Source organism: Klebsiella quasivariicola, assembly GCF_002269255.1.
Lineage (GTDB): Bacteria > Pseudomonadota > Gammaproteobacteria > Enterobacterales > Enterobacteriaceae > Klebsiella > Klebsiella quasivariicola.
Genome location: NZ_CP022823.1, coordinates 4,009,997 through 4,033,857, shown reverse-complemented (window position 1 = coordinate 4,033,857; position 23,861 = coordinate 4,009,997). Strand labels below are relative to the sequence as shown.

At 56.3% G+C, this 23,861-nt stretch carries 23 protein-coding genes; 3 read left to right on the top strand and 20 right to left on the bottom strand.

Annotated features, from left to right (window positions below; genetic code table 11):
- The first annotated feature begins 27 nt into the window (after positions 1–27).
- Both B8P98_RS20400 and tatE read left to right on the top strand, forming a co-directional pair.
- Positions 28–816 carry a deaminated glutathione amidase gene (locus B8P98_RS20400; RefSeq protein WP_025714343.1) on the top strand — a complete coding sequence of 263 codons (789 nt, stop codon included), beginning with the start codon at positions 28–30 and terminating at the stop codon, positions 814–816.
- Positions 817–1,059: 243 nt separating this feature from the next.
- On the top strand, positions 1,060–1,266 hold the full coding sequence (gene tatE, locus B8P98_RS20395) for a twin-arginine translocase subunit TatE (RefSeq protein ID WP_002894464.1): 207 nt from the start codon (positions 1,060–1,062) through the stop codon (positions 1,264–1,266).
- 190 nt (positions 1,267–1,456) lie between these two features.
- Here the strand turns inward: tatE and lipA are convergent, their stop codons facing one another.
- The 15 genes from lipA to leuS form a co-directional block, all read right to left on the bottom strand.
- A complete protein-coding gene (gene lipA, locus B8P98_RS20390; RefSeq protein ID WP_025714342.1) occupies positions 1,457–2,422 on the bottom strand; it encodes a lipoyl synthase in 966 nt (321 codons plus the stop codon).
- 180 nt (positions 2,423–2,602) lie between these two features.
- Positions 2,603–3,499, bottom strand: a complete 897-nt coding sequence (locus B8P98_RS20385; protein WP_025714341.1) for a YbeF family transcriptional regulator — start codon at positions 3,497–3,499, stop codon at positions 2,603–2,605.
- Positions 3,500–3,701: 202 nt separating this feature from the next.
- Complete coding sequence (gene lipB / locus B8P98_RS20380; protein ID WP_025714340.1) at positions 3,702–4,346, bottom strand: lipoyl(octanoyl) transferase LipB; 645 nt, start codon at positions 4,344–4,346, stop codon at positions 3,702–3,704.
- Positions 4,347–4,450: 104 nt separating this feature from the next.
- Entirely contained in the window at positions 4,451–4,714 is a 264-nt protein-coding gene (ybeD, locus tag B8P98_RS20375; protein ID WP_025714339.1) for a DUF493 family protein YbeD, read from the bottom strand.
- Positions 4,715–4,825: 111 nt separating this feature from the next.
- Positions 4,826–6,025 carry a D-alanyl-D-alanine carboxypeptidase DacA gene (dacA, locus tag B8P98_RS20370; protein WP_025714338.1) on the bottom strand — a complete coding sequence of 400 codons (1,200 nt, stop codon included), beginning with the start codon at positions 6,023–6,025 and terminating at the stop codon, positions 4,826–4,828.
- Positions 6,026–6,164: 139 nt separating this feature from the next.
- Positions 6,165–7,292 carry an endolytic peptidoglycan transglycosylase RlpA gene (gene rlpA, locus B8P98_RS20365; RefSeq protein ID WP_025714337.1) on the bottom strand — a complete coding sequence of 376 codons (1,128 nt, stop codon included), beginning with the start codon at positions 7,290–7,292 and terminating at the stop codon, positions 6,165–6,167.
- Between the two features lie 11 nt (positions 7,293–7,303).
- A complete protein-coding gene (gene mrdB, locus B8P98_RS20360; RefSeq protein ID WP_025714336.1) occupies positions 7,304–8,416 on the bottom strand; it encodes a peptidoglycan glycosyltransferase MrdB in 1,113 nt (370 codons plus the stop codon).
- Positions 8,416–10,317, bottom strand: a complete 1,902-nt coding sequence (gene mrdA / locus B8P98_RS20355) for a peptidoglycan DD-transpeptidase MrdA (RefSeq protein ID WP_080897283.1) — start codon at positions 10,315–10,317, stop codon at positions 8,416–8,418. Before mrdA ends, mrdB begins: the two co-directional genes overlap by 1 nt.
- Positions 10,318–10,344: 27 nt before the next feature.
- Positions 10,345–10,812, bottom strand: coding sequence for a 23S rRNA (pseudouridine(1915)-N(3))-methyltransferase RlmH (gene rlmH / locus B8P98_RS20350; RefSeq protein WP_002894620.1), 468 nt, complete (start codon positions 10,810–10,812; stop codon positions 10,345–10,347).
- Positions 10,813–10,815: 3 nt separating this feature from the next.
- Positions 10,816–11,133, bottom strand: a complete 318-nt coding sequence (gene rsfS, locus B8P98_RS20345; RefSeq protein WP_002894623.1) for a ribosome silencing factor — start codon at positions 11,131–11,133, stop codon at positions 10,816–10,818.
- Between the two features lie 222 nt (positions 11,134–11,355).
- Positions 11,356–11,985, bottom strand: coding sequence for an adenosylcobalamin/alpha-ribazole phosphatase (locus B8P98_RS20335; RefSeq protein WP_025711866.1), 630 nt, complete (start codon positions 11,983–11,985; stop codon positions 11,356–11,358).
- 75 nt (positions 11,986–12,060) lie between these two features.
- Positions 12,061–12,711: a nicotinate-nucleotide adenylyltransferase gene (nadD, locus tag B8P98_RS20330; protein WP_080897282.1), complete on the bottom strand. Its 651-nt coding sequence runs from the start codon at positions 12,709–12,711 to the stop codon at positions 12,061–12,063.
- Positions 12,704–13,735, bottom strand: coding sequence for a DNA polymerase III subunit delta (gene holA, locus B8P98_RS20325; protein WP_025711864.1), 1,032 nt, complete (start codon positions 13,733–13,735; stop codon positions 12,704–12,706). The genes nadD and holA overlap by 8 nt, the downstream gene beginning before the upstream one ends.
- Positions 13,735–14,325 carry an LPS assembly lipoprotein LptE gene (gene lptE / locus B8P98_RS20320; protein WP_025711863.1) on the bottom strand — a complete coding sequence of 197 codons (591 nt, stop codon included), beginning with the start codon at positions 14,323–14,325 and terminating at the stop codon, positions 13,735–13,737. The genes holA and lptE overlap by 1 nt, the downstream gene beginning before the upstream one ends.
- 14 nt (positions 14,326–14,339) lie before the next feature.
- The gene (gene leuS / locus B8P98_RS20315) at positions 14,340–16,922 is read right to left on the bottom strand and encodes a leucine--tRNA ligase (RefSeq protein WP_095033372.1); all 2,583 of its coding nucleotides are present in this window, start codon (positions 16,920–16,922) and stop codon (positions 14,340–14,342) included.
- 226 nt (positions 16,923–17,148) lie between these two features.
- On the opposite strand from leuS, the gene B8P98_RS20310 reads away from it, so the two are divergent.
- Positions 17,149–17,631, top strand: coding sequence for a zinc ribbon-containing protein (locus B8P98_RS20310; protein ID WP_025711861.1), 483 nt, complete (start codon positions 17,149–17,151; stop codon positions 17,629–17,631).
- 47 nt (positions 17,632–17,678) lie between these two features.
- On the opposite strand, the gene B8P98_RS20305 is transcribed toward B8P98_RS20310, so the two are convergent.
- The 5 genes from B8P98_RS20305 to B8P98_RS20285 all read right to left on the bottom strand — a co-directional run bounded on the left by B8P98_RS20305 (position 17,679) and on the right by B8P98_RS20285 (position 23,718).
- Positions 17,679–19,472: a filamentous hemagglutinin N-terminal domain-containing protein gene (locus B8P98_RS20305; RefSeq protein ID WP_025711860.1), complete on the bottom strand. Its 1,794-nt coding sequence runs from the start codon at positions 19,470–19,472 to the stop codon at positions 17,679–17,681.
- Between the two features lie 64 nt (positions 19,473–19,536).
- Positions 19,537–21,207, bottom strand: a complete 1,671-nt coding sequence (locus tag B8P98_RS20300) for a ShlB/FhaC/HecB family hemolysin secretion/activation protein (RefSeq protein ID WP_080897280.1) — start codon at positions 21,205–21,207, stop codon at positions 19,537–19,539.
- A gap of 371 nt (positions 21,208–21,578) precedes the next feature.
- Positions 21,579–22,304 carry an amino acid ABC transporter ATP-binding protein gene (locus tag B8P98_RS20295; protein ID WP_025711858.1) on the bottom strand — a complete coding sequence of 242 codons (726 nt, stop codon included), beginning with the start codon at positions 22,302–22,304 and terminating at the stop codon, positions 21,579–21,581.
- Positions 22,304–22,978: a glutamate/aspartate ABC transporter permease GltK gene (gltK, locus tag B8P98_RS20290; protein WP_016160493.1), complete on the bottom strand. Its 675-nt coding sequence runs from the start codon at positions 22,976–22,978 to the stop codon at positions 22,304–22,306. The genes B8P98_RS20295 and gltK overlap by 1 nt, the downstream gene beginning before the upstream one ends.
- Positions 22,978–23,718, bottom strand: a complete 741-nt coding sequence (locus B8P98_RS20285; RefSeq protein ID WP_002894709.1) for an amino acid ABC transporter permease — start codon at positions 23,716–23,718, stop codon at positions 22,978–22,980. The genes gltK and B8P98_RS20285 overlap by 1 nt, the downstream gene beginning before the upstream one ends.
- Between the last annotated feature and the right edge of the window lie 143 nt (positions 23,719–23,861).

Sequence of the window (23,861 nt, the reverse complement as noted above, 5' to 3'; positions counted from 1 at the left end):
CTATGCATAACCTGACCGGAGGAGAGCATGCGAGTAGCGGCAGGACAATTTGCCGTCACGCCAGTATGGCGGACGAATGCGCAGACCTGTGTGGCCATGATGCAGCAGGCTGCGCGAGAAGGGGCGGCACTGCTGGTGCTGCCGGAGGCGTTGCTGGCGCGAGATGACAGCGACCCGGATTTGTCGGTGAAATCGGCTCAGCCGCTGGACGGGGAATTTTTACAGCTGTTGCTGGCTGAAAGCGAGCAAAACCGTCTGACCACGGTGTTGACACTGCACGTGCCGTCGGGACAGGGGAGGGCGACCAACACGCTGGTGGTGTTGCGTCAAGGTGAAGTGGTGGCCCATTATCATAAACTTCATTTATATGATGCTTTCACGATGCAGGAGTCGCGGCGGGTGGATCCCGGCCAGCAGATCCCGCCGGTGATTGAGGTGGAGGGATTCCGCGTTGGCTTGATGACCTGCTACGACCTTCGCTTTCCGGAACTGGCGCTGTCGCTGGCGCTGAACGGGGCAGATCTGCTGGTACTGCCCACCGCATGGGTGAGAGGGCCACAGAAAGAGCACCACTGGGCGACGCTGTTGGCGGCGCGCGCCCTTGATACCACCTGCTATATCGTGGCGGCAGGCGAGTGTGGGACGCGTAATATTGGACAGAGCCGGATTATTGATCCGCTGGGAACCACGCTGGCTGGAGCAGGGAGCGAGCCGCAGCTGATCTTTGCCGAACTCTCCGCGGACTACCTTGCGCGCGTTCGCGAGCGTTTGCCGGTATTGCTCAACCGACGATTTGCGCCGCCGCAATTATTGTGATGTTTTTTTAAACAAGACTTGATTCACCTTGTTACAGATTGCTATTGTGTCCGCGCGTCAAATACCCGTATTGTTTATCCCAATAATTCGCTGTGCACGTCAGGACGGACACCCCTGCGCAAACTCCTTGTAGGGGAGGCCATGGGCTTCATCACGCAGCCCACGCACAGGTGGATTACAATATGACGGATAAATGCGTGTATGATGGCGTATTCGCAGCTTGTATAGAGAAGAAGGTTAGCTATGGGTGAGATTAGTATTACCAAACTGCTGGTAGTCGCAGCACTGATTATCTTAGTGTTTGGTACCAAGAAATTACGTACGCTGGGCGGCGACCTGGGTTCGGCTATCAAGGGCTTTAAAAAAGCCATGAACGAGGATGACGATAGCGCGAAGAAGACCACCGCGGAAGAAGAAGCGCCGGCGCAGAAGCTCTCTCATAAAGAGTAATTGACCAGACGCTCCCGGATGGAGACTGGCTGGACGGCGAAGGGGCCGCGACGTTTATCGTTGCGGCCTTTGTCATTTTTGGCGACGCCGCGCGGGAAAGATGCAACCAACTGTTACTGGCGCAAGGAGCAAGTGACGCGGTAAGCGGCCGCTACGCCGGAAGGACGCAGCGGCACAGGAGAGGGGGGAATTATTTAACTTCCATCCCTTTAGCCTGCAGGTCGGCATGGTAGGAAGAGCGAACGAAGGGGCCGCAGGCGGCGTGGGTGAAGCCCATCGCCATTGCTTCTGCTTTCATCTCTTCGAACTCTTCCGGGCTGACGTAGCGCTGTACCGGCAGGTGGTGACGGCTCGGCTGCAGATATTGACCTAACGTCAGCATGGTGACGCCATGACGACGCAGATCGCGCATCACCTCAATGATTTCATCGTTGGTCTCACCCAGACCGACCATCAGGCCGGATTTCGTCGGGATTTCCGGGTGCGCTTCTTTAAAACGCTCCAGCAGCTTCAGCGACCAGTTATAATCCGCGCCCGGACGTACCTGCCGATAGAGACGCGGCACGTTTTCGAGGTTGTGGTTAAAGACGTCTGGCGGGGTCACCGTCAGAATATCAAGGGCGCGATCCATACGGCCGCGGAAATCCGGGACCAGCGTTTCTATCTTAATCGACGGGTTTTTCTCGCGAATGGCGCTGATGCAGTCGGCAAAATGCTGGGCACCGCCATCGCGCAGGTCGTCACGGTCTACCGAGGTGACCACGACGTAGCGCAGACCCATATCGGCGATGGTTTGCGCCAGCTTCAGTGGCTCGTTCGCATCTGGCGCGACCGGCCGTCCATGCGCGACGTCGCAGAACGGGCAACGGCGAGTACAGATCGCGCCGAGGATCATAAAGGTCGCGGTTCCGTGGTTGAAGCATTCTGCAAGGTTCGGGCAGGAGGCCTCTTCGCACACGGAGTGCAGGCCATTCTTACGCATCGCTGCTTTGATTCCCTGGATACGGGACGAGTCTGCCGGAAGTTTGATTTTCATCCATTCCGGTTTTCTGAGCAGAGCTTCACGCTCAGTTGCCACGTTTTTCACCGGGATAAGGGCCATTTTATCGGCGTCGCGGTACTTAACACCGCGTTCCATCACAATGGGTTTACTCATAGCGTGCGTGTTCCAGTTGCGAGTCACGAAGGAAAGCGAATTAATTCAATGAAATGTTGCAATTATCAACTATTTTTGAATCAAGAGCAGGCAGTATACCATTGAAAAGGGGCAGAAAGCAGCCTGCCTGCCCGGCAAATTGTAAAATAGTTGTTGTTTTATTCTTTTCCCTTCCGTGCCCTATGCTCTGAACGCCTGGAGCACGGTCTCGATGATCTCTTTCAGCAGTGGCTCTTTCCCGCTCTGTTTATTGTAAAGCAGCGCGACATCAATTTTTTCGTCCTGCAGAGAGGGGTAATCGAGAATCTGCAGCGGCCAGAGCCGGGATACCGTAGTGAACAGGCGCTCGGTGGTCAGCCCCAGCATGTCGCTCTGGGCAATCATCGCGGCCTGGGTCAGCAGGTTGAAGGTGCTGAAACCGCAGCGTCGCTCGCCCATCTCTTCCTGTAACCGGCGGTGCAGAGTGGGGTAACGCTGGCCTTCCGGGAGCAGGAGCGCGAACTCATACTGGCTGAGAGTGGTTTCATCCTGCGGAGTGTGCAGAGCAGGATGCCCGGAGCGGCAGTACATCTGCACCCGATCCTGGTACAGCACATGATGGCTTATCGCCTGGCCGCTGTGCAGGTGGGTATCAATAAGCAGATCGACCTGGCGCTGGTCGAGTTGGCGTGCGGCGTCTGTAATGGCGATATTGTGCAACAGGATCTGCGGAAAAGCCGGTTTCAACGCGCTGGCGATGGTCGGCATCAGCAGCGCCCCCATGGAGGGCGTGGTGGCGACGGTAATCACCCGCTGTTGGTGTGAACTACCGGTAATATCCAGTGCGCTGAGGAAAGCCTCCATGCCGCGGCTGATATATTGATGAAGATGGGTGGCATAGGCAGTGGGCGTCACCCCTTGTCCTTTGCGAATAAACAGCGGATCGGGGAATAGCGCGCGCAGTTTATTAATGGACTGGCTAATGGCCGATGGCGTGATATTCAGTATCTTCGCGGCATTAACGATGCCCTTATGTACGTAAACGGCTTCGAAGATAGTCAACAGATTGAGGTCAATATTGCGCAGGATGCGAAACATCTGACGATCGTAACGTTCATCCTGTCGTTCAGGGGATTCTGACGGAGGCGTATTCTCTGGCACGCGATAAGTCCGGTTGAGAGTGATAGGCCAAGTATAGCGGCCTGCCGCGTTGCCGTGCGTGACAATTGATTGCAAAAATAGCGAGTTAATCGCGATTTTGGATCTCGTGCCCCGCCGTGTGCGGGGCTTAGATCCGTTCTTATTCCTGAGCGAGGTATTCGTAAGGCGGGTTATTCAGCAGCGCCAGCAGATTGGCGACCAGCCGTGGGGCGACTTTTTCAGGCGATGCTGCTGGCTGCCACTGGCGCATTTGCGTCATCTCCATACCCGCGTAGCCGCAGGGATTGATGCGCAGAAACGGTGTCAGATCCATCGCGATATTGAGCGCCAGGCCGTGGAAAGAACAGCCTTTGCGGATCCTCAGTCCCAGAGAGCATATTTTGCGTTCACCGACGTAAACGCCTGGGGCATCGGCGCGAGGGTGGGAGTCGATACCATATTCGGCCAGGGTGTTGACGACCGTTTGTTCCAGCAGGGTCACCAGCTCGCGCACGCCGAGCTTGCGGCGTTTAAGATTCAACAGCACGTACATCACCTGCTGTCCTGGACCGTGATAGGTTACCTGGCCGCCGCGATCGCTCTGGATCACCGGAATATCGCCAGGAACCAGGACATGTTCTGCTTTTCCGGCCTGGCCCTGCGTGAAGACAGGGTGATGTTCCACCAGCCAGATCTCGTCGAGGGTGTTTTCATCGCGAGCGTCGGTGAATTCATGCATCGCCTGCGAGACGGGTTCGTAAGGTTGCAGGCCAAGCTGCCGGATAAGAATTTTATTGTGCTGCAAAACAACATCTCCGCCGGGAAGAGAGAACTCAGGTCGGGGAGTATATCACAGCCGTGAAGAAGGGAATGAGAGGACCCGGCACGACGGCCGGGTCAGGGAAAAGATTACAGCACCATCCGTACGATTTCGATATTACCTAACTCTTCGTACAGGGTTTCCACTTGTTCAATGTGGGTGGCGTTGATGGTGATGGAGACCGAGTGGTAGTTACCTTTGCTGCTCGGTTTTACTGACGGCGAGTAATCACCAGGCGCATGGCGCTGTACCACTTCCACCACCTGATCAACCAGCTCAGGCAACGCCTGCCCCATTACTTTGTAAGTAAATGGCGTAGGGAATTCAAGCAGTTCGTTAAGTTTGGTTTTCATGTCAGCTCCGGTGTGACGACAAAATAATAACTCCCACCAAGGGCGGGAGTTATCAGTTACTTGGATGAATAGTATATGGGGATGGAAATCACACTTTCAAGTGTTCAATTTTTAACCAAACCAGTGGTGGAACATTAATTTAATGTAATCAATAATTTTGCCGAAGAAATTCCCTTCCGGAATTTCCTGCAGCACTACCAGCGGACGCTGATCGATGATTTTACCATCCAGCTGGAAATTGATAGTGCCTACCACCTGGTTTTTCTGCAGCGGGGCGTGGAGTTCAGTGTTATTCAGCACATAGCTGGCTTTCAGATCTTTCATCCGGCCGCGCGGAATAGTCAGGTAGACATCTTTATCCACCCCCAGTGAGGCGCGGTCGCTGTCGCCGAACCAGGCGGGTTCGGACGCAAACTCTTTGCCGGCTTTAATCGGGTTGACGGTTTCAAAGAAGCGGAAGCCCCAGGTCAGCAGTTTTTTGCTTTCCGACTCACGGCCTTTGAAAGTACGCCCGCCCATGACCGCTGAGATAAGACGCATCTGGCCTTCGGTGGCAGAGGCGACGAGGTTGTAGCCCGCTTTGTCGGTATGGCCGGTTTTGATGCCGTCAACGTTCAGGCTGTTATCCCACAGCAGGCCGTTACGGTTCAGCTGGCGAATACCGTTAAAGGTGAACTCTTTCTCACGATAGATGGAGTACTCGTTCGGAACATCGCGGATCAGCGCCTGACCAATCAACGCCATGTCGCGCGCCGAGCTGTACTGCCCGTCGGCATCAAGGCCGTGTACGGTCTGGAAATGGGTATTTTTCAGGCCCAGGGCGTTCACGTAGTTGTTCATCAGGCTGACGAAGGCGTCCTGGCTGCCGGCGACATAATCGGCCATCGCCACGCAGGCATCATTCCCGGACTGCAGGTTGATACCGCGGATCAGCTGCGAAACCGGCACCTGCATGCCTGGTTTGAGGAACATCAGGGAAGAGCCTTTGAAGACCGGGTTGCCGGTGGCCCAGGCATCGTTGCCCACGGTGACCAGATCGGACTCTTTGAATTTGCCCGCTTTCATCGCCTGACCGATAACATAGCTGGTCATCATTTTGGTCAGACTGGCCGGGTCGCGGCGGGAGTCGGCGTTATTTTCTGCCAGCACCTTGCCAGAGTTGTAATCGATAAGGATCCAGGATTCGGCGTCAATCTGCGGGGCGCCTGGGATCATCGTTTTGATATTCAGGTCATCGGCGCGGGCAGCGGAGGAGAGCGCTGCAACGGAGAGCGCCGTGATGAGTAAACGAGCGGTGAAAGAGGTCTTCATGGTCAGAACAACGGCATCCGTGATGGAGTTAAAAAAAGTGCCTTACTATAGCAAATGCTCTGCGGGCCAGCATCCGACATTGCGCATGAGTTTGTTAATGACTTTTACATGCGCATGGTGAACGGGCGGCCCGCGGCGTTTAGTTGGCGCGAGTAATAAAGGACTGCAGCTGCGCTTCGCTTTGCAGGCGCTGCTGAACGGCGCTGGCCTGTGCTTTATCCGCAAACGGGCCCAGCTGAATACGCCATACCGCGCCGTTTTGCGTGACGCGCCCCGGCACGGAGAACTGCTGGCTCAGGCGCTGCTGATACTGCTGCGCCCGCGCCTGGTCGCTCACTGCGCCAACCTGGACGACAAAATTACCGCTGGCGCTGGAGGTGGCGGAAGAGGAGGCGGCAACGGCGCCTGCGGCCGCTGCGGGGGCAACGCTACCTTGAATAGATCCCGGTGCGGTGACCGGCGCTGCAGGGGTTGTGCCGGCAGCTGACGCTGCAGCCGCCGGTTCGCTACTTTCCAGCACGCCGCTGTTAAGCGGCGTCGGCGCGCCGAGGAAACCACCGCTGTTCACCGGTGCGCCGACGCTGTCTTCCGGCTTCAGCGTGCTGTTGCTGATCGGGCGAACGTCGGTGGGCGCAGGCTGGCTCATCCCTGTGGCGTCTCCGCCGTCCAGATTCGGCCGGGCGGGCAGGGCGTAAGTCTGTTTGGCGACCGTGGTGCAGGCCATTCCCGGACCGGAAAGTGAACCGTCAGGCGCGACGATGATGGGGTCGATGCGCACCTTGGTGTTGTTTGAGGTATTCAGGCGGTCTGCGGACGCGCGGGAGAGCGAGATGACCCGATCGTTGCCATACGGGCCACGATCGTTAATTCGCACGACGATCATGCGTCCGTTAGCGAGATTGGTGATCCGCGCATAGCTCGGGATCGGCAGCGTCGGGTGCGCCGCGGTCAACTGGGTTGGATCGAAGGTTTCGCCGCTGGCGGTCAGGTTACTGTTGGGCTCAGCGTCGTAGATCGCCGCGAAACCGGCCTGAGTAAAGTTTGCCGGATCCTGGACGATTTTGTAGCTTTTACCGTCGCGCTCATAGTCCTGATTGGCCGTGGCGTTCGGCGTTTCATACTGCGGATCGGCGCCGCTGATCTCAACCGTCGGGCCATTACAGACGGCCGGCTGTGGAGTACTGACCGTTTTTTGTTGCACGTCATCACTCGAACATGCCGCCAGCAGCCCCGCTGCTATGCAGATCCCCAGCCATTGCTTACGCATTGCGAACCCCTTTAAACGCTTTTCGACAACATTTTTCTGTGGGTATGGATCGACATCACGATACCAAACCCGGCCATCAATACGATCAGGGCGGAGCCCCCGTAGCTCACCAGCGGCAACGGTACGCCCACCACCGGTAAAATACCACTCACCATACCAATATTTACGAAGACATAAACGAATAAAATCAACATTAAACCACCGGCCATGACCCGGCCAAAGGTGGTTTGCGCCTGGGCGGCGATCCACAGTCCGCGCATGATCAGCAGAATATAGAGCGCCAGCAGGATCAGTACGCCAATCAGGCCCAGCTCTTCGGCCAGCACGGCGAAGATAAAGTCGGTGTGACGTTCCGGCAGGAACTCCAGCTGCGACTGGGTGCCATGCAGCCAGCCTTTGCCGCGCAGGCCGCCAGAGCCAATGGCAATTTTAGACTGAATAATATGATAGCCGGCGCCCAGCGGGTCGGTTTCCGGATCGAGGAGCATCATCACGCGCTGGCGCTGATAGTCGTGCATCAGGAAGAACCACAGGATTGGAATAAAGGCGGCAACCAGCACCACGGCAATCCCGATAAGACGCCAGCTCAGGCCGGAAAGGAACAGCACAAACAGCCCGGAGAGGGCGATCAGGATCGAGGTTCCCAGGTCGGGCTGCGCCGCCACCAGCAGGGTCGGCAGGAAGATCAGCACCAGGGCAATGGCGGTGTTCTTCAGCGACGGCGGACAGACGTCGCGGTTAATAAAGCGCGCCACCATTAGCGGCACGGCAATTTTGGCTATCTCCGACGGCTGAAAACGAACGATACCGAGATCCAGCCAGCGCTGCGCCCCTTTCGAGATGGCGCCGAAGGCGTCGACGGCCACCAGCAAAATAATACAGAAAATGTAGAGATAGGGCGCCCAGCCTTCGTAGACCCGCGGTGGGATCTGCGCCATAACGATCATGATCACCACGCCCATGGCGATCTGGCCGATTTTACGCTCCATCATGCCGACATCCTGACCGCTGGCGCTCCAGATAACCAGCGCACTATAGGTGAGCAGCGCCAGCAGGATCAGCACCATGGTGGGGTCAAGATGGATTTTATCCCACAGCGATTTTTTATTCGGATTATCCGTCATTATTGATCCTCCCCTGCGGTTACCGCCGGGTTTTCGCTTGGCAGCGTGGTGTTGTTATCGCCCAGCATAATGTGATCGAGGATTTGGCGCATAATCGTACCGACCGCCGGGCCGGCGCCGCCGTTTTCCAGGATCATCGCCACGGCAACCTGAGGGTTGTTATAAGGCGCAAACGCCGTCATCAGTTTATGGTCACGCAGACGTTCAGAAATTCGGTGCGCGTTATAGGTTTCGTTAGCCTTGAGGCCGAACACCTGGGCGGTACCGGACTTGGCCGCGATTTTATACGGCGCGCTGGCGAAGTATTTGTGCGCAGTACCATTGCCGCGGTTGGCCACGCCGAACATGCCGTCTTTGGCAATTTCCCAGTAGCCGGAATGGATGTCGCCCACCGGCGGCTCATGCGGCTGGACCCACGGGACGGGCTTGCCGTCTTCCACGGTGCTTTGCAGCAGGTGCGGCACTTTGACGACCCCGTCGTTAATCAGGATCATCAGCGCTTTGTTCATCTGAATCGGCGTGGCGGTCCAGTAGCCCTGGCCGATGCCCACCGGAATGGTATCCCCCTGGTACCAGGGTTTCTTAAAGCGTTTGAGCTTCCATTCGCGGGTTGGCATGTTGCCCGAACGTTCTTCGGAGAGATCGATACCGGTGTAGTGGCCGTAGCCGAACTTGCTCATCCACTCGGAGAGGCGATCGATCCCCATGTCATAGGCGACCTGGTAGAAGTAGGTATCCGCAGACTCCTCCAGCGCTTTGGTGACGTTCAGGTGGCCGTGGCCCCATTTTTTCCAGTCACGGTAGCGTTTATCGGAGCCGGGTAACTGCCACCAGCCTGGGTCAAACAGGCTGGTGTTGCGGGTGATCACCCCGGCGCTCAGCGCCGAGACGGCAACATACGGTTTGACCGTCGAGGCGGGTGGATAGACCCCTTGCGTCGCGCGGTTTACCAACGGCGTATTCGGATCGTTGAGCAGGCCGGAATAGTCTTTGCTGGAGATGCCGTCGACGAACAGGTTCGGGTCATAGCTCGGGGTGGAGACCAGAGCCAGAATAGCGCCGGTACGCGGATCGGTGACCACCACCGCTGCGCGGCTACCGGCCAGCAACGTTTCGATATACTGCTGCAGCTTAAGGTCGAGGGTGAGATAGATATCACGTCCGGCCTGCGGCGGCACCTCTTTAAGCTGGCGAATGACGCGGCCGCGGTTGTTGACTTCAACCTCTTCATAGCCGGTCTGACCGTGGAGGACGTCCTCATAATAACGCTCAATACCCAGTTTGCCGATGTCGTGGGTCGAGGCGTAGTTGGCCAGCTTGCCTTCTTTATCGAGGCGGTCGACGTCTTTATCGTTAATTTTTGAGACGTAGCCGATGACGTGGGTCAGCGCTGAGTTATACGGATAGTAACGACGCTTGTAGCCTTTGACTTCGACGCCGGGAAAGCGGTACTGGTTAACGGCAAAGCGGGCGACCTGCACTTCGCTAAGGTTGACCTTTACCGGAATTGAGGTGAAGCGATGGGAGCGGGCGCGCTCCTTTTTGAAGCCGGCAATATCATCGTCGGTTAAATCGACCACGTCGCGCAGCGCATCCAGCGTCTGCTGCACGTTATCGACTTTCTCCGGCATCATCTCCAGCTGATAAATGGTGCGGTTAAGCGCCAGCGGGGTGCCGTTGCGATCGTAAATGATGCCGCGGCTTGGCGGGATCGGCACCAGTTTGATGCGGTTTTCGTTCGAGCGCGTCTGATAGTCGTTGAAGCGAACGATTTGCACATTATACAGGTTGGCGACCAGAACGCCGGAAAGCAGCAAAATCCCCAAAAAAGCGACCAGCGCCCGGCGCACGAACAGCGAGGATTCAGCCGTATAGTCGCGGAAAGAATTCTGTAATTTCATTCGCTGCTTAGTCTACCCTGATCATCATTACTCACGGTGGTACGGGTGGTTGGTGGTAATGCTCCACGCCCGATACAGACTCTCGGCCACCAGTACACGCACCAGCGGGTGAGGTAAGGTGAGGGTCGAGAGCGACCAACTCTGTTCCGCCGCGGCTTTACAGGCGGGAGAGAGGCCTTCCGGGCCGCCAACCAGCAAACTGACGTCACGCCCGTCCTGTTTCCAGCGTTCCAGTTCGCGCGCCAGCTGCGGCGTATCCCATGGTTTTCCCGGAATATCCAGGGTCACGATACGGTTCTTGCCGGCAGCAGCCAACATCATTTCGCCCTCTTTTTCGAGGATACGTTTGATATCAGCGTTCTTGCCGCGCTTACCGGCGGGGATCTCCACCAGTTCGAACGGCATATCTTTGGGAAAACGGCGCAAATACTCGCTAAAGCCGGTCTGTACCCAGTCCGGCATTTTGGTGCCCACGGCCACCAGCTGCAACTTCACGCATTAACTCCAGAGTTTTTCCAGCTCGTACAGACGACGGCTCTCTTCCTGCATGACGTGAACCATCACGTCACCGAGGTCGACGACGATCCAGTCGGCGGCAGCTTCGCCTTCAACGCCCAGCGGCAGCATGCCGGCGGCGCGGGATTCCTGAACCACGTGGTCGGCAATGGACATCACGTGACGTGTGGAAGTGCCGGTGCAGATAATCATGCAATCGGTGATGCTGGATTTGCCATGTACATCAATGGCAACGATGTCCTGACCTTTCAGGTCATCAATTTTGTCGATAACAAAATCCTGGAGTGCTTTACCCTGCAAGTGTTCCCCCTGGGTGCGTGAAGATTGATAATCATAAAGAGCCTGACAGTATACCCGAACTGATGAAAAAGTCGGATGAAATGTCTGTCGGCAGGCGTTCGTGGCGGGCTATCATCCCATCCCTCGCCAGGGATTGCATCGCCATTTTTGTAAAACAATTTCTGCAAACACGTTTCGGCGGATGTTACCTGGCAGCGGAGAATAACAGCCTGCACTGGCCTGTCAATGGTCTGACGGGAATTCTTCCTGCGGCTGCCAGACAGCCCGGCTATTTAATACCCGCAGGGTGGTAAAATCCTCTCGGATGTCGAGCTGGCTCCAGGCGCCATGTTCAATGGGAAAGTGCCACATCGCCGCCGCGGGCATCTGCAACAGCAGAGCCGTCAGCAGGCTCAGGACGCCCTGATGGCCGACAATCAGCAGGTGGTCAAGATGGCGGTGGTCGGTCAGGGTTGGGATAAAATCACTGACGCGGCGGGCAAAATTCTGAAAGCTTTCGCCGTTGGTGGGGGAGGCATGCTGCCAGTCAGCACACCACGCGGCGTAATTTTCCGCATCTTCCCGCTGGAGATCGCGATGGTGACGCATCTCCCAGTCGCCAAAAAACATTTCGTTGAGCGCGGGATGGTGTTCACGAGGGATATGGCGATCGCCAAGCAGCAGATCGGCCGTTGTCCCGGTTCGCGCCAGCGCGCTACACATGACTTTATCGAAAGGCACCGCGCGTAACCGCTCGCCGAGGGCTTGCGCCTGGGCAACGCCGCGCGGCGTCAGGGAGGTAGGCGCGTGGCCGCTATATAATCCGGCCACGTTGGCTTCGGTTTCGCCGTGGCGAACTAACCATAATTTCATGATGATGCTCAAACAGGCGGTAGAGACGTGGCGTTACGATAGCGCGTTTTTCGCGTCAGGCCCAGCCTGCTGGCGTCAGCAATAAAGTCCCTGCTCGCGGATGTAGTCCAGCACCGCGGCGGGCAGCATCTCGGCACAGGATTCCCCCAGCTCGAGTCGCTGGCGGATAATCGTCGCCGAAATGTCGAACCACGGTGTTTCCGCCAGGTAGATGACCCCGGCAGGGCGATTATGCAGGCACTCTACGTCATGAGTTAAATGGCGATCCAGCCAGCGCTGGTCGGCTTCCTGTGCCATGGTCAACGGGTAACCCGGGCGGCGGCAGACAATAAGGTGAACATTGTCGAGAATGGTTTCGTAATGGTGCCAGGTAGGGAAAGTGAGCAGGGAATCCTGGCCAATGATAAACGCCAGCGGCTTCTCTGGCCCCTGTTCCTGGCGCCACTCCTGTAGGGTTTGCGCCGTCCAGGAAGGGGTGTCGCGCTGTAGTTCGCGTTTGTCGAGCGTGAACAGCGGCTTGTCGGCAATCGCCAGCTCCAGCATATGCACACGCTGGGCGCTGGAGGCTTCCGGCTGTGGTCGGTGCGGCGGAACGTTATTGGGCATAATGATGACCTTACTCAGGCCAATCTGATTCGCCAGGATCTCAACCGGCTTGAGGTGACCGTAATGCACCGGATCGAAGGTGCCGCCATAGATTGCCTGCAACTGAGTCATATCAACCATCAATAAAAACGTCCGCCAGGGCCTTGTGGCAGAGCAACAACGAAAGACTTTCCAGTTCGGGCCAGACGTCGTGCCCGTAATCCTGTTTAAAGGTCAGTTCGGCTCGGGTCAGTAGCGTCACTGCCTGGCGCAGCTGTTCACCGCTCAGGCGGGCGAGGGCGTCGCTGAGCAGCTGGCGACGGTTTTGCCAGACCCGATGCTTATCAAACAGCGAGCGCAGCGGCGTCTGTGCCGACTGGCGCTTGAGGGTGACCAGCAGCAACAGCTCCCGCTGCAGCGTGCGCAGCAGAATAGCGGGTTCGCAGCCTTCCAGACGCAACTGCTGCAGAACGTGCAGCACGCGCTTGCTTTTGCCTGCCAGCAGCGCATCGACCCAATGGTACGGCGTAAAATGGGCGGCATCGTTAACCGCCTGCTCAACCCGGGGCAGGGTCAGTTTGCCGTCCGGCCAGAGGAGCGCCAGACGTTCCAGCGCCTGCGCCAGCGCCAGCAGATTACCTTCGTAACAGTAGCACAGCAGCTGACTGGCCGCGTCGTCGAGCTGCAACTGATGCTGTTTCGCCCGAGCGGCCAGCCAGCGCGGGAGCTGCGCGTATTCCGGCGTCTGGCAGCTGACCTGGACGGCCCGCTGCGCCAGGGCGGTAAGCCACGCGGCATTCTCCTGGGCTTTGGTCAGCTTATTACCGCGAACTATCAGCAGCAAATCGTCGTGCAGCAGGCCGACCAGCGTGGCGAGCTGTTCGTTGATCGCCGCGTTGGGGCCGTTTTCCGGCAGGATCAACAGCAGTGTTTGCCGGCTGGCAAACAGGCTCATCGCCTGGCTTAAGGCGAAAAGCGCCTGCCAGTCGGTGCTATTGTCTATGGTGAAGGTGTGGTGTTCGGTAAAGCCCTGCGCGGCAGCGGCTTCACGAATGGCGTCCTGGCTTTCCTGCAACAGCAGGGGATCGTTGCCAAGCAGCAGATAGGCCGCGCGCAGCCCTTCAGTGAGCTGCGCGCGGAGCTGTTCCGGGTACAACCGAATCATCATTGACCCAGCGTGGTGGAGACGCGGTTACCCGAGGAAGCCGGTGCCGTGCTGCCAGCGACCGGTTTCTCTTCCTGCTGGGTTGCTTCAACATCCGCCACCTGTACGCTTGGCAGCTTACGAATCAGCTGTTCCGCCGCTTTGTCGTACATTTCCTGGATAATCATATCCTGCTCGGCGTCTTTCGCTAACGCCGCCTGCGGGTTATCAAAGAACGAACGATAGACCTTGGTGGAAATCGGATAGATATCATGACCCGGGATCAGAACGCTGGCATGAACGGTCATGACCATCTGATATTCCGCGGTACGACCATCCTGGAACACCGATGCCGTATCTTTCTGAATCGACGACCCGTCGAGGCGCAGAGAAGGGACATCCTTACGCAGCGTGCTGGCGTCGATCAGTTCCACGCCATTAAGACGCAGCTGATTACGCACCGCGCGGCTTAACGGCCCGTTCGGATCGCTTGACTGGAAAATCATGGTTTTCATGGTGGTTGGCACCTGCGTAGTGCTACGCAGATGCCAGCCACAGCCGGCGGTGACAAGCACCGCCAGAGATAACAACATTGTTGCCAGATATCGCACGCTTCCTCCCGCGCTTAGCCAACGACCAGATTGAGCAGTTTGCCCGGAACGTAAATCACTTTACGTACGGTTTTCCCGTCGAGATATTTCGCCACCAGATGTTCCTGGCCAGCGCGCTCACGAACCTGCTCTTCAGTTGCATCTACCGCAACGGTAATTTTACCACGAACTTTGCCATTGACCTGGACGACGACGAGAGTGCTGTCTTCCACCATCGCGCTTTCATCCGCCACCGGCCACGGCGCGTTGTCGATATCACCTTCGCCGTTCAGCTCACGCCACAGGGTGAAGCTGACGTGTGGGGTGAACGGGTTGAGCATACGTACCACGGCCAGCAGCGCTTCCTGCATCAGGGCGCGATCCTGCTCATCTTCCTGCGGTGCTTTCGCCAGCTTGTTCATCAGCTCCATGATCGCCGCGATAGCGGTGTTGAAGGTCTGACGACGGCCGATATCGTCGGTGACTTTGGCGATGGTTTTGTGGATATCGCGACGCAGCGCTTTCTGATCTTCGCTGAGGGCCGCGACGTTCAGAGCCGCAACGTCCCCTTTGGTGGTGTGTTCGTAGACCAGCTTCCAGACGCGTTTCAGGAAGCGGTTAGCCCCTTCAACGCCAGATTCCTGCCACTCGAGGGTCATATCCGCCGGGGAAGCAAACATCATGAACAGACGCACGGTATCTGCGCCGTAGCGTTCAACCATCACCTGCGGGTCGATGCCGTTGTTTTTCGACTTGGACATCTTGCTCATGCCGGTGTACACCAGCTCGTGGCCTGCCGCGTCTTTGGCCTTCACGATGCGGCCTTTCTCGTCGCGCTCAACGATAGCGTCAACCGGAGAGACCCAGTTACGTTCGCCGTTTTCGCCCACGTAGTAGAACGCGTCAGCCAGCACCATACCCTGGCACAGCAGCTGTTTCGCCGGCTCATCGGAGTTCACCATACCCGCGTCGCGCATCAGCTTGTGGAAGAAGCGGAAGTAGAGCAGGTGCATGATGGCGTGTTCGATACCACCGATATAGATATCTACCGGCAGCCAGTAGTTGGCCGCTTTTGAATCCAGCATCCCTTCCTGATACTGCGGGCAGGTGTAGCGCGCATAGTACCAGGAGGATTCCATGAAGGTGTCAAAGGTGTCGGTTTCGCGCAGCGCTGGCTGGCCGTTAACGGTGGTCTTGGCCCACTCAGGATCGGCTTTGATCGGGCTGGTGATGCCGTCCATGACCACGTCTTCCGGCAGGATCACCGGCAGCTGATCTTCCGGCGTTGGCAGCACGGTGCCGTCTTCCAGTGTGACCATCGGGATCGGCGCGCCCCAGTAACGCTGACGGGACACACCCCAGTCGCGCAGGCGGTAGTTAATTTTACGCTCGCCCACGCCCATGGCTGCCAGTTTGTCGGCAATGGCGTTGAAGCCGGCTTCATAATCGAGGCCGCTGAACTCGCCGGAGTTAAACAAGACGCCTTTCTCGGTCAGCGCCTGTGCGGAGAGATCCGGCTCGGAGCCGTCGGCAGCCAGGATTACCGGCTTGATGTTCAGACCGTACTTGCTGGCGAATTCATAGTCGCGCTGGTCGTGACCCGGAACGGCCATGACCGCGCCGGTGCCGTATTCCATCAGCACAAAGTTTGCCGCCCAAACCGGAATTTCTTCGCCGGTCAGCGGGTGAATAGCTTTAAAGCCGGTATCGACGCCTTTTTTCTCCATCGTCGCCATGTCGGCCTCGGCCACTTTGGTGTTACGACACTCGTCGATAAAGGCGGCCAGCGCCGGATTGTTCGCCGCAGCCTGCTGCGCCAGCGGGTGACCCGCGGCGACGGCCAGGTAGGTGCAGCCCATAAAGGTATCCGGGCGGGTGGTGTAGACGGTCAGCTTATCGGCGTAGTCGTTGACGTCAAAGGAGATTTCTACCCCTTCGGAACGGCCGATCCAGTTGCGCTGCATGGTCTTCACGGTGTCCGGCCAGTGATCCAGCTTATCCAGATCGTTGAGCAGTTCATCGGCGTAGGCGGTGATTTTAATAAACCACTGCGGGATCTCTTTACGCTCAACTTTGGTATCGCAGCGCCAGCAGCAGCCGTCGATAACCTGTTCGTTAGCCAGCACGGTCTGATCGTTCGGGCACCAGTTCACCGCGGAGGTTTTTTTGTAGACCAGGCCTTTTTTGTACAGCTCGGTGAAGAACTTCTGCTCCCAGCGGTAGTATTCCGGGGTGCAGGTCGCCAGCTCGCGGCTCCAGTCATAGCCAAAGCCCAGCATTTTGAGCTGGTTTTTCATGTAGGCGATATTGTCGTAGGTCCACGGCGCTGGCGCGGTGTTATTTTTCACCGCCGCCCCTTCCGCCGGCAGACCAAACGCATCCCAGCCGATCGGCTGCAGAACGTTTTTGCCCAGCATGCGCTGGTAGCGGGCAATCACGTCGCCGATGGTGTAGTTACGCACGTGACCCATGTGTAGTCGACCAGAAGGATAAGGAAGCATCGACAGGCAGTAATACTTCTCTTTGCTCTCGTCTTCAGTTACTTCAAATGTACGATTTTCGTCCCAGTGAAGCTGGACTTTCGATTCTATCTCTTCCGGGCGGTATTGCTCTTGCATGGCAGCCAGTGGTCCTGTTTTCAATACAGCTACAAAATGTAGCCAATGGATGTGTTATTTCAGATCGGCATAGCATAGCCCAAACGCCCCCGTCAAAACAGCTTTTCGCACATCAACATCGGCAAAAGCTGCGCAGATTATTTCGCGACTCTGTGGGTTGCCAGACACAGCGGGAGAGGAATAAGGTCTATTATCAGAAGACGTTAACCACACCGGAGGCGAAATGATGAACAAGGTTGCTCAATATTACCGTGAACTGGTTTCCTCGCTCAGCGAACGGCTCCGCCATGGAGAGCGCGATATCGATGCGCTGGTGTCGCAGGCCCGGGACCACATCGTCCGCGCCGGCGATCTGACACAGAGCGAGATTGAGTCGGTGATTGCGGCGGTGAAGCGCGATCTCGAGGAGTTTGCCCGCAGCTACGAAGAGAGTCACGAAGACGAGAGCGACAGCGTGTTTATGCGGGTGATCAAAGAGAGCCTGTGGCAGGAGTTGGCTGATATCACCGACAAAACGCAGCTCGAGTGGCGCGAAGTCTTTCAGGATCTGAATCACCACGGTGTGTACCACAGCGGAGAGGTGGTTGGTCTGGGTAATCTGGTCTGCGAGAAGTGCCACTATCACCTGGCGGTATATACCCCGGATGTGCTACCGCGCTGTCCGAAGTGCGGCCACGATCAGTTCCAGCGTCGGCCCTTCGAACCTTAAGCAGTGCGAAAAAACGATGCGCGAGACTTCGCGCATCGTGGACTGCCTTATTTCACCGTGTTGATTTCGGTGCTCTTGAAATACTGATAGCCACCCATGTTGCTGGCATAGCTGTGTGAAGAGTTGAGAACCAGCTTGTTAGCGCTGAGGGTGCCGACGTCACAAGTGTTAAACCCTAACCAGCCGCAGCCGCGTCCACTGTTAACGACCTTTTTCGCATTCATCGTCAACGTACCACCCGCCTGAATCAGGGAATAGTTGGAGATGTTGCCTTTGTTTTGCGTATTCAGCAGCAGGTCTCCGGTACTGTACAGGGTACCTTCGTTAACAATATTGGAATAAGTCGTGATGGAGATATTACCCGCAGAGATTTTGCCGGTGTTATTCACGACGCCATGATCGGTGGTGATGTCGGTAGCTTTCATTGCGCCATTATTGTTGAGCCAGTAGCTATGCGCCGTAATCGCATTGGTGGCATCCATGCGACCACTGCTGCTTTGTGCCAATGTGCCAGTGGTCTGCAGGTTGATATTTTCGCCGGTGATATTACCGAGGTTATAGATTTCCCCGCTGTTTGCGCTGCCATCCTGCTTAAGCGACTGAATGGTGGTTTGGCCGGTAGAGTTAATGTTGCCGGTATTCTTAAAGCTGCTGCCAACGAAAGTCAGGCTGGTGTTTTTGGCGCTGATTTTGCCTTCATTGAGGAAATCACCCATCGCCGTGGCGGCGATCTGGTTATTTGACAGCAGGGAGGCTTTGGCCTCATTGCGGATTTTCCCGCCGCTGGTCAAGCTTAATCCACTGGTGCCGGTCATCGTGCCTGAGTCGCCGTTAGTGATATTACCATTGGCGGAGGCAATCAGCTGGCCGCCGGTGAGGGAGCCGACGTTGACGATATAGTCGCCGCTGGAAAGCATTAAATAATAGGCGCCAGCGATGCTGCCGTTATTGGTAATCCCCGTGGCGGTGGAAACCTGGCTCAGCAAACCTTTGCTCGTTATTGTGCCTTTGTTCAGCAGGTTACCGTTGCTGGTGAGCTGCAGCGTGCTGTTAGCGACAATGGAGCCCTGGTTACGTACGCCAAAGCCGATGTTGTTGCCGACCATGCTGATGCTGTTGGCCTCGATCCCGCCAAGGCTGCTGACGTCGATGCTGTACTGCGGGTTAACCGTCATCTGGATAAGGGTGGCCTGCTTACCGGCGGAGGTCACCGAGCCGGTGCTGTTATCCATGGTGAAGTTGCCTGCGCTGACCAGGGCGTTGTTGGCCTGTACTTTACCGTTAATCTTAATCGCGTCGGCGAGCAGAACCGCGTAGCCGTTAGCGGCGTTCATGCCATTTTCGCCGATGGTGAGGGTGCCGCCCGTCACGGTATAGCTGCCGATAGCGCCGTCGCTGGTCATGTTGACTTTACCGGTGGTCAGGATGGCCTTGTTGGTATTGACAAAGCTACAGCCGGAGCAGGTGATGCCGTTCGGGTTGGCGATCACCACGTCCGCTTTCTGGCCGTTGACTTCGATAAAGCCCTTTAGGCTACTGGCGTTTTTGGAGGTGACCTCGTTCAAAATCACCGAGGCGCTGCCGGCGGTCAGATTATTGTTGCGGGCGATATTGCCAAAGGTGCTGTGGCTGACATCATCGCCGCTGTTATTGAGGATGGTGCCATTGGTGCCAACGTTGAAGTCGCGGTACAGGTTATGGGAGACGCCGGCGGCGTTCGGCTTTTCAATATCGATAACCGTGGCGCCGGACGAATGCGTATAGCTGGTCGGGTCGGCATAGACCACCGACGAGGTTAATACTGCCGCCAGCGCGACATATGAAGCTTTAAACTTAAACATTTTATTTATTCCTTTAAATTAAGATTAATAAACAACGTAGCTGAAAGGGTCGATAATGACTGAATTAATACCTCCACTGTAATGAAAAGCCCATATTCAGGGCGTCGCTATGAAACTTATCCGGCTTACTGAGCGGGGTGCTAATAAACAGATCATATTGTGTTGACCATAGCTGGCCGCGCAGGCCGCTGACGGCGCCGGAAAGGACTTTGCCTTTTTGATACAGATCGGCGCCGATAAGGCGACCCACATCCGCGCCCAGATAGAATTGCCGCTCGTGGGTGGGCAGATCCCAGATAAAATCGTTGCGCCAGTACCATCCCTGATTGCCGGACAGGCTGTTTTCACCGTCAAAACCGCGCACGCTCCAGCGGCTGCCAAGATTGAATTTATTATCGGAAGCGAGTTTATCCGGACTGAACTGGGCGCTCACTCGCGGAGCCCAGGTAAATTTGTCGCCGGTGGCGTCAAATTTCATCATCGCCTGCAGATTGCCATGGACGATACGCGACAGTGGGCTGTATAGCCCGGCTTGCTCTTCTGGCGTTGGCATCGAGCTGAGCCACGGCAGACTGCGCTGGATGCCGATGCTGGCATCGACAATCTTTTTATTAAAGTAGTGCTGGTGGTTGAGGGTGAACTCCCAGGCGGGCGTTTGTTTGCGCATTACCTGTAGTTCACTGCCGCCGAAGTAATAATGCGAGGTGCTCTTGGCAATCCGCAGATCGGCGGTGGTTTTTTGCTGCCGGGTGTGGGAGAGCAAACGGCTCAGCGTGGCGCTGTAGTAGCGATTCTTGCTCTTATAATCCATCGTCGACCAGTTGCCGTTAAACTGCTGGCGATACTGGCTGTATGCCCCGTAGGCGCTCAATGACCAGTAGCCGAAGGGAATAGAATAATACAGGCTGCCGTTGTGGTTGCCGTCGTTGTGCTGGTTGAATTCAATGTCCCCCCCACCGGAAAGGTACAGGATATCGTTGAGGGAGGTCAGGTCGTAGAGATAGAGGGCGCCGCCGGCCTGGTAGCGGCCGCTGGCTTTGCTGCCGGCGTCGTCAAGCCAGGCGCCAAGCTGCCATTTTTTCTCCAGGCTGCGGGCAATCTGGATATCGCTTTCCCCCTCGTGCTGCCCCGGCAGCAGTTTCATGTGCGCGGTGGTGCCGGGCAGGCGTTGCAGATTGGCCATCCCCTGTTCGAGATCGCTTAAACGCAGAATAGTGCCGGAAGAAGTTGGGAGCGAATTCCACAAGCGGGTGCTGTCTGATCCGTCGGCATAGTCGATAGCGCCCACTTTGCCATAGTGCAGCGTCAGCCTGAGAATGCCTTGCTCCAGCGACTGGGAGGGCACATCAATCAGCGAGGTGATGTAGCCTTGCGCGATCAGCTCATTTTGCAAGGTATAGGCCAGCAGACGAATGCCTTCACCACCCAGACAGCGCCCCTGCGCCTGCTGCGCCGTTTTAGCCAGTAATTGGCGGGTAAGCGTCTGGTTATCGGAATCGATATCGACCCGGTTGATCAATTTACACTGCGTTTCCTCGGGAAAAAGGATACCCTGCGGCGTCACGCGCTGTTGTGATGACTGAAAATCCTGCTGCTGTGGCGTCAGCGCCTCCTGGCGGGCTTTATCCTGTTCCGTCTGATGGGGGCTGGTGGTCAATTGTGCGGCCCCGGCGGCAGAGGTGGCGGCGAGGGTCATCAACAGCAGCCCAGGGAGCGTGCGAGAGCGTATTAACATGAAGCAATATCCATTTGTTTCATTGATCCGATTAACCGTTAATTATTTGGCCAGAAGCTATTGTATTAATTGGTTTTATTTCGCACAGGCGAGGTCAGGCAAGAATATTATATTTAAACAATAAAATAATCATGCGGTGAACCTGTTACGAGGCGTTATATGCTAGCGATACAGGAAGGAGAGTTCCACGAATTCATTATTGAATTCTTTATGAATTGATCAATTTAATAAATGAGTTCAGCTTTTATTGGCTTAATTTATTTTTTACGTAAATAACATTAGCGCTAATCAGCGAAATAAATAACATTGATGAATAACGTGGTAATAAAGATAAACTGCGCATACCGGGCGGTATGCGCAGAGAAAAACCATTAATGAAGTATTTTGGCGAGGAAATCTTTGGCACGCTCGGATTGTGGATTGGCAAAGAATGCTTCTTTATCGGCATCCTCGACAATCTTCCCTTCATCCATAAAGATCACCCGGTTTGCCACCTTGCGGGCGAAGCCCATTTCATGGGTGACCACCATCATGGTCATGCCCTCGTTAGCCAGTTCGACCATGACGTCCAGCACCTCGTTGATCATCTCCGGGTCGAGCGCCGAGGTAGGTTCATCGAACAGCATGGCGATCGGATCCATACACAGGGCACGGGCAATGGCCACGCGCTGTTGCTGACCGCCGGAGAGCTGCGCCGGGTATTTTTCCGCATGCGCCGCCAGACCAACGCGCTCCAGCAGCTTGAGACCTTTCTTGCGCGACGAGGCTTTATCGCGATTAAGCACTTTGACCTGCGCCAGCGTCAGATTGTCGATAATCGACAGATGCGGGAACAGTTCAAAATGCTGAAACACCATCCCGACGTGCGAGCGCAGTTTGGCCAGGTTGGTTTTTTTGTCGTTGACCACCGTGCCATCAACAATTATCTGCCCCTGCTGTACAGGTTCAAGACCGTTTACGGTTTTAATCAGCGTGGATTTACCGGAACCTGACGGCCCGCAAACCACCACCACTTCGCCTTTTTTCACTTCCGTGGAGCAATCGGTCAGCACCTGAAAGTGACCATACCATTTTGAAACGTTTTTCAGGGTAATCATTACACAGTCCTTTTCTTCAACCAGCTGACCAACAGCGAAGCGCTGAGGCTAATCACAAAATAGACGCCGCCCGCGAACAGGATCATTTCGACCTGGGTCCCGTCACGCTCACCGATGGTGGAGGCGGTACGGAAGAAGTCGGCGAGACTCAATACATACACCAGCGAGGTATCCTGGAACAGGACGATCCCCTGGGTTAACAGCAGTGGCACCATGGCGCGGAAGGCCTGCGGCAGGATCACCAGCCGCATTGACTGCCAGTGGGTCATTCCCAGCGCCAGCGCGGCGCTGGACTGGCCGCGCGAGATGCTCTGGATGCCGGCGCGGATAATCTCTGAATAGTAGGCGGCTTCGAACATCGAAAATGCGACCATTGCCGAGATCAGGCGGATATCCGTCTTCGGCGATAGCCCCAGGACGTTCTGCAGGAAGCCAGGGACAATCAGATAGAACCACAGCAGGACCATCACCAGCGGGATAGAACGGAATACGTTGACGTAGGTTTTAGCAAACCAGGCCAGCGGCAGAAAGCTGGACAGGCGCATTACCGCCAGCAAAGTACCCCAGACGATGCCGATCACGATGGCGATCACCGTAATCTTCAGGGTAATCACCAGACCCGCCAGCAGGTAGGGCATGGATGGAACGATCGAACTCCAGTCAAAATCGTACATTATTTGCCTCCCATATTGCCAGGCAGGCGAACCTTACGCTCGACCACATACATAATCAGCATAATCACCGCATTAATGAAGACGTAGGCCAGGGTGATGGCGGTAAAAGACTCCCAGGCATGAGCGGAGTAGTCCAGCAGCTTGCCCGCCTGCGCGGCCATATCGGCCAGACCGATGGTGGAGGCGATGGCCGAGTTTTTCACCAGGTTCATCATTTCCGAGGTCATCGGCGGCACGATAACGCGGTAGGCGTTCGGCAGCAGCACGTAGCGGTAGGTTTGCGGCAGGGTCAGACCCATCGCCAGGCCGGCATTCTTTTGCCCGCGCGGCAGCGACTGGATGGCGGCACGTACCTGTTCGCAGACGCGAGCGGCGGTAAACAGCCCCAGGCACAGCATGGAGGAGACAAAAAACTGAATGTTTGGGTCGAGTTCCGATTTAAACCACATGCCGATATTTTCCGGCAGGAACTCCGGCACCACCAGGTACCAGGTAAAGAACTGCACGATCAGCGGCACGTTGCGAAACAGTTCGACATAGCAGGTGCCAATCCCCGAGAGGAAGCGATTAGGGACCGTGCGTAAAATGCCGAACAGCGAGCCGACGAGGAAAGCGATGATCCAGGCCGAGATGGAGAGGGCGACGGTTATCTGAAAACCACTCCACAGCCAGCCCAGGTAGGTAGTGTTGCCGAAGGGGGCCTGTTGCAGGAATATCCCCCAGTTCCAGTCTATTGACATACATGACTCCTGGAAAAAAAAGGGTAGCCATTGCTACCCTCGAAGACGGTTGTCCAGCTTGTTTCGGTATTCGCGACGGCTGGGGAACGACCAGCCACCGTATAGTCTGTCCGTGCTGTGACAATCATCGGGAGGGCAGGATA

Excerpts from the sequence above, each read along its gene's own strand:
- holA (WP_025711864.1), bottom strand. The coding sequence starts at position 13,735 with ATGATTCGGTTGTACCCGGAACAGCTCCGCGCGCAGCTCACTGAAGGG.
- tatE (WP_002894464.1), top strand. The coding sequence starts at position 1,060 with ATGGGTGAGATTAGTATTACCAAACTGCTGGTAGTCGCAGCACTGATT.
- B8P98_RS20310 (WP_025711861.1), top strand. The coding sequence starts at position 17,149 with ATGAACAAGGTTGCTCAATATTACCGTGAACTGGTTTCCTCGCTCAGC.
- B8P98_RS20285 (WP_002894709.1), bottom strand. The coding sequence starts at position 23,718 with ATGTCAATAGACTGGAACTGGGGGATATTCCTGCAACAGGCCCCCTTC.
- rlpA (WP_025714337.1), bottom strand. The coding sequence starts at position 7,292 with ATGCGTAAGCAATGGCTGGGGATCTGCATAGCAGCGGGGCTGCTGGCG.
- leuS (WP_095033372.1), bottom strand. The coding sequence starts at position 16,922 with ATGCAAGAGCAATACCGCCCGGAAGAGATAGAATCGAAAGTCCAGCTT.
- ybeD (WP_025714339.1), bottom strand. The coding sequence starts at position 4,714 with ATGAAAACCAAACTTAACGAACTGCTTGAATTCCCTACGCCATTTACT.
- lipA (WP_025714342.1), bottom strand. The coding sequence starts at position 2,422 with ATGAGTAAACCCATTGTGATGGAACGCGGTGTTAAGTACCGCGACGCC.
- B8P98_RS20335 (WP_025711866.1), bottom strand. The coding sequence starts at position 11,985 with ATGAAATTATGGTTAGTTCGCCACGGCGAAACCGAAGCCAACGTGGCC.
- mrdA (WP_080897283.1), bottom strand. The coding sequence starts at position 10,317 with ATGAAATTACAGAATTCTTTCCGCGACTATACGGCTGAATCCTCGCTG.
- B8P98_RS20305 (WP_025711860.1), bottom strand. The coding sequence starts at position 19,472 with ATGTTTAAGTTTAAAGCTTCATATGTCGCGCTGGCGGCAGTATTAACC.
- nadD (WP_080897282.1), bottom strand. The coding sequence starts at position 12,711 with ATGGTTGATATGACTCAGTTGCAGGCAATCTATGGCGGCACCTTCGAT.
- B8P98_RS20300 (WP_080897280.1), bottom strand. The coding sequence starts at position 21,207 with ATGTTAATACGCTCTCGCACGCTCCCTGGGCTGCTGTTGATGACCCTC.
- B8P98_RS20400 (WP_025714343.1), top strand. The coding sequence starts at position 28 with ATGCGAGTAGCGGCAGGACAATTTGCCGTCACGCCAGTATGGCGGACG.
- B8P98_RS20385 (WP_025714341.1), bottom strand. The coding sequence starts at position 3,499 with ATGTTTCGCATCCTGCGCAATATTGACCTCAATCTGTTGACTATCTTC.
- gltK (WP_016160493.1), bottom strand. The coding sequence starts at position 22,978 with ATGTACGATTTTGACTGGAGTTCGATCGTTCCATCCATGCCCTACCTG.
- B8P98_RS20295 (WP_025711858.1), bottom strand. The coding sequence starts at position 22,304 with ATGATTACCCTGAAAAACGTTTCAAAATGGTATGGTCACTTTCAGGTG.
- mrdB (WP_025714336.1), bottom strand. The coding sequence starts at position 8,416 with ATGACGGATAATCCGAATAAAAAATCGCTGTGGGATAAAATCCATCTT.
- dacA (WP_025714338.1), bottom strand. The coding sequence starts at position 6,025 with ATGAAGACCTCTTTCACCGCTCGTTTACTCATCACGGCGCTCTCCGTT.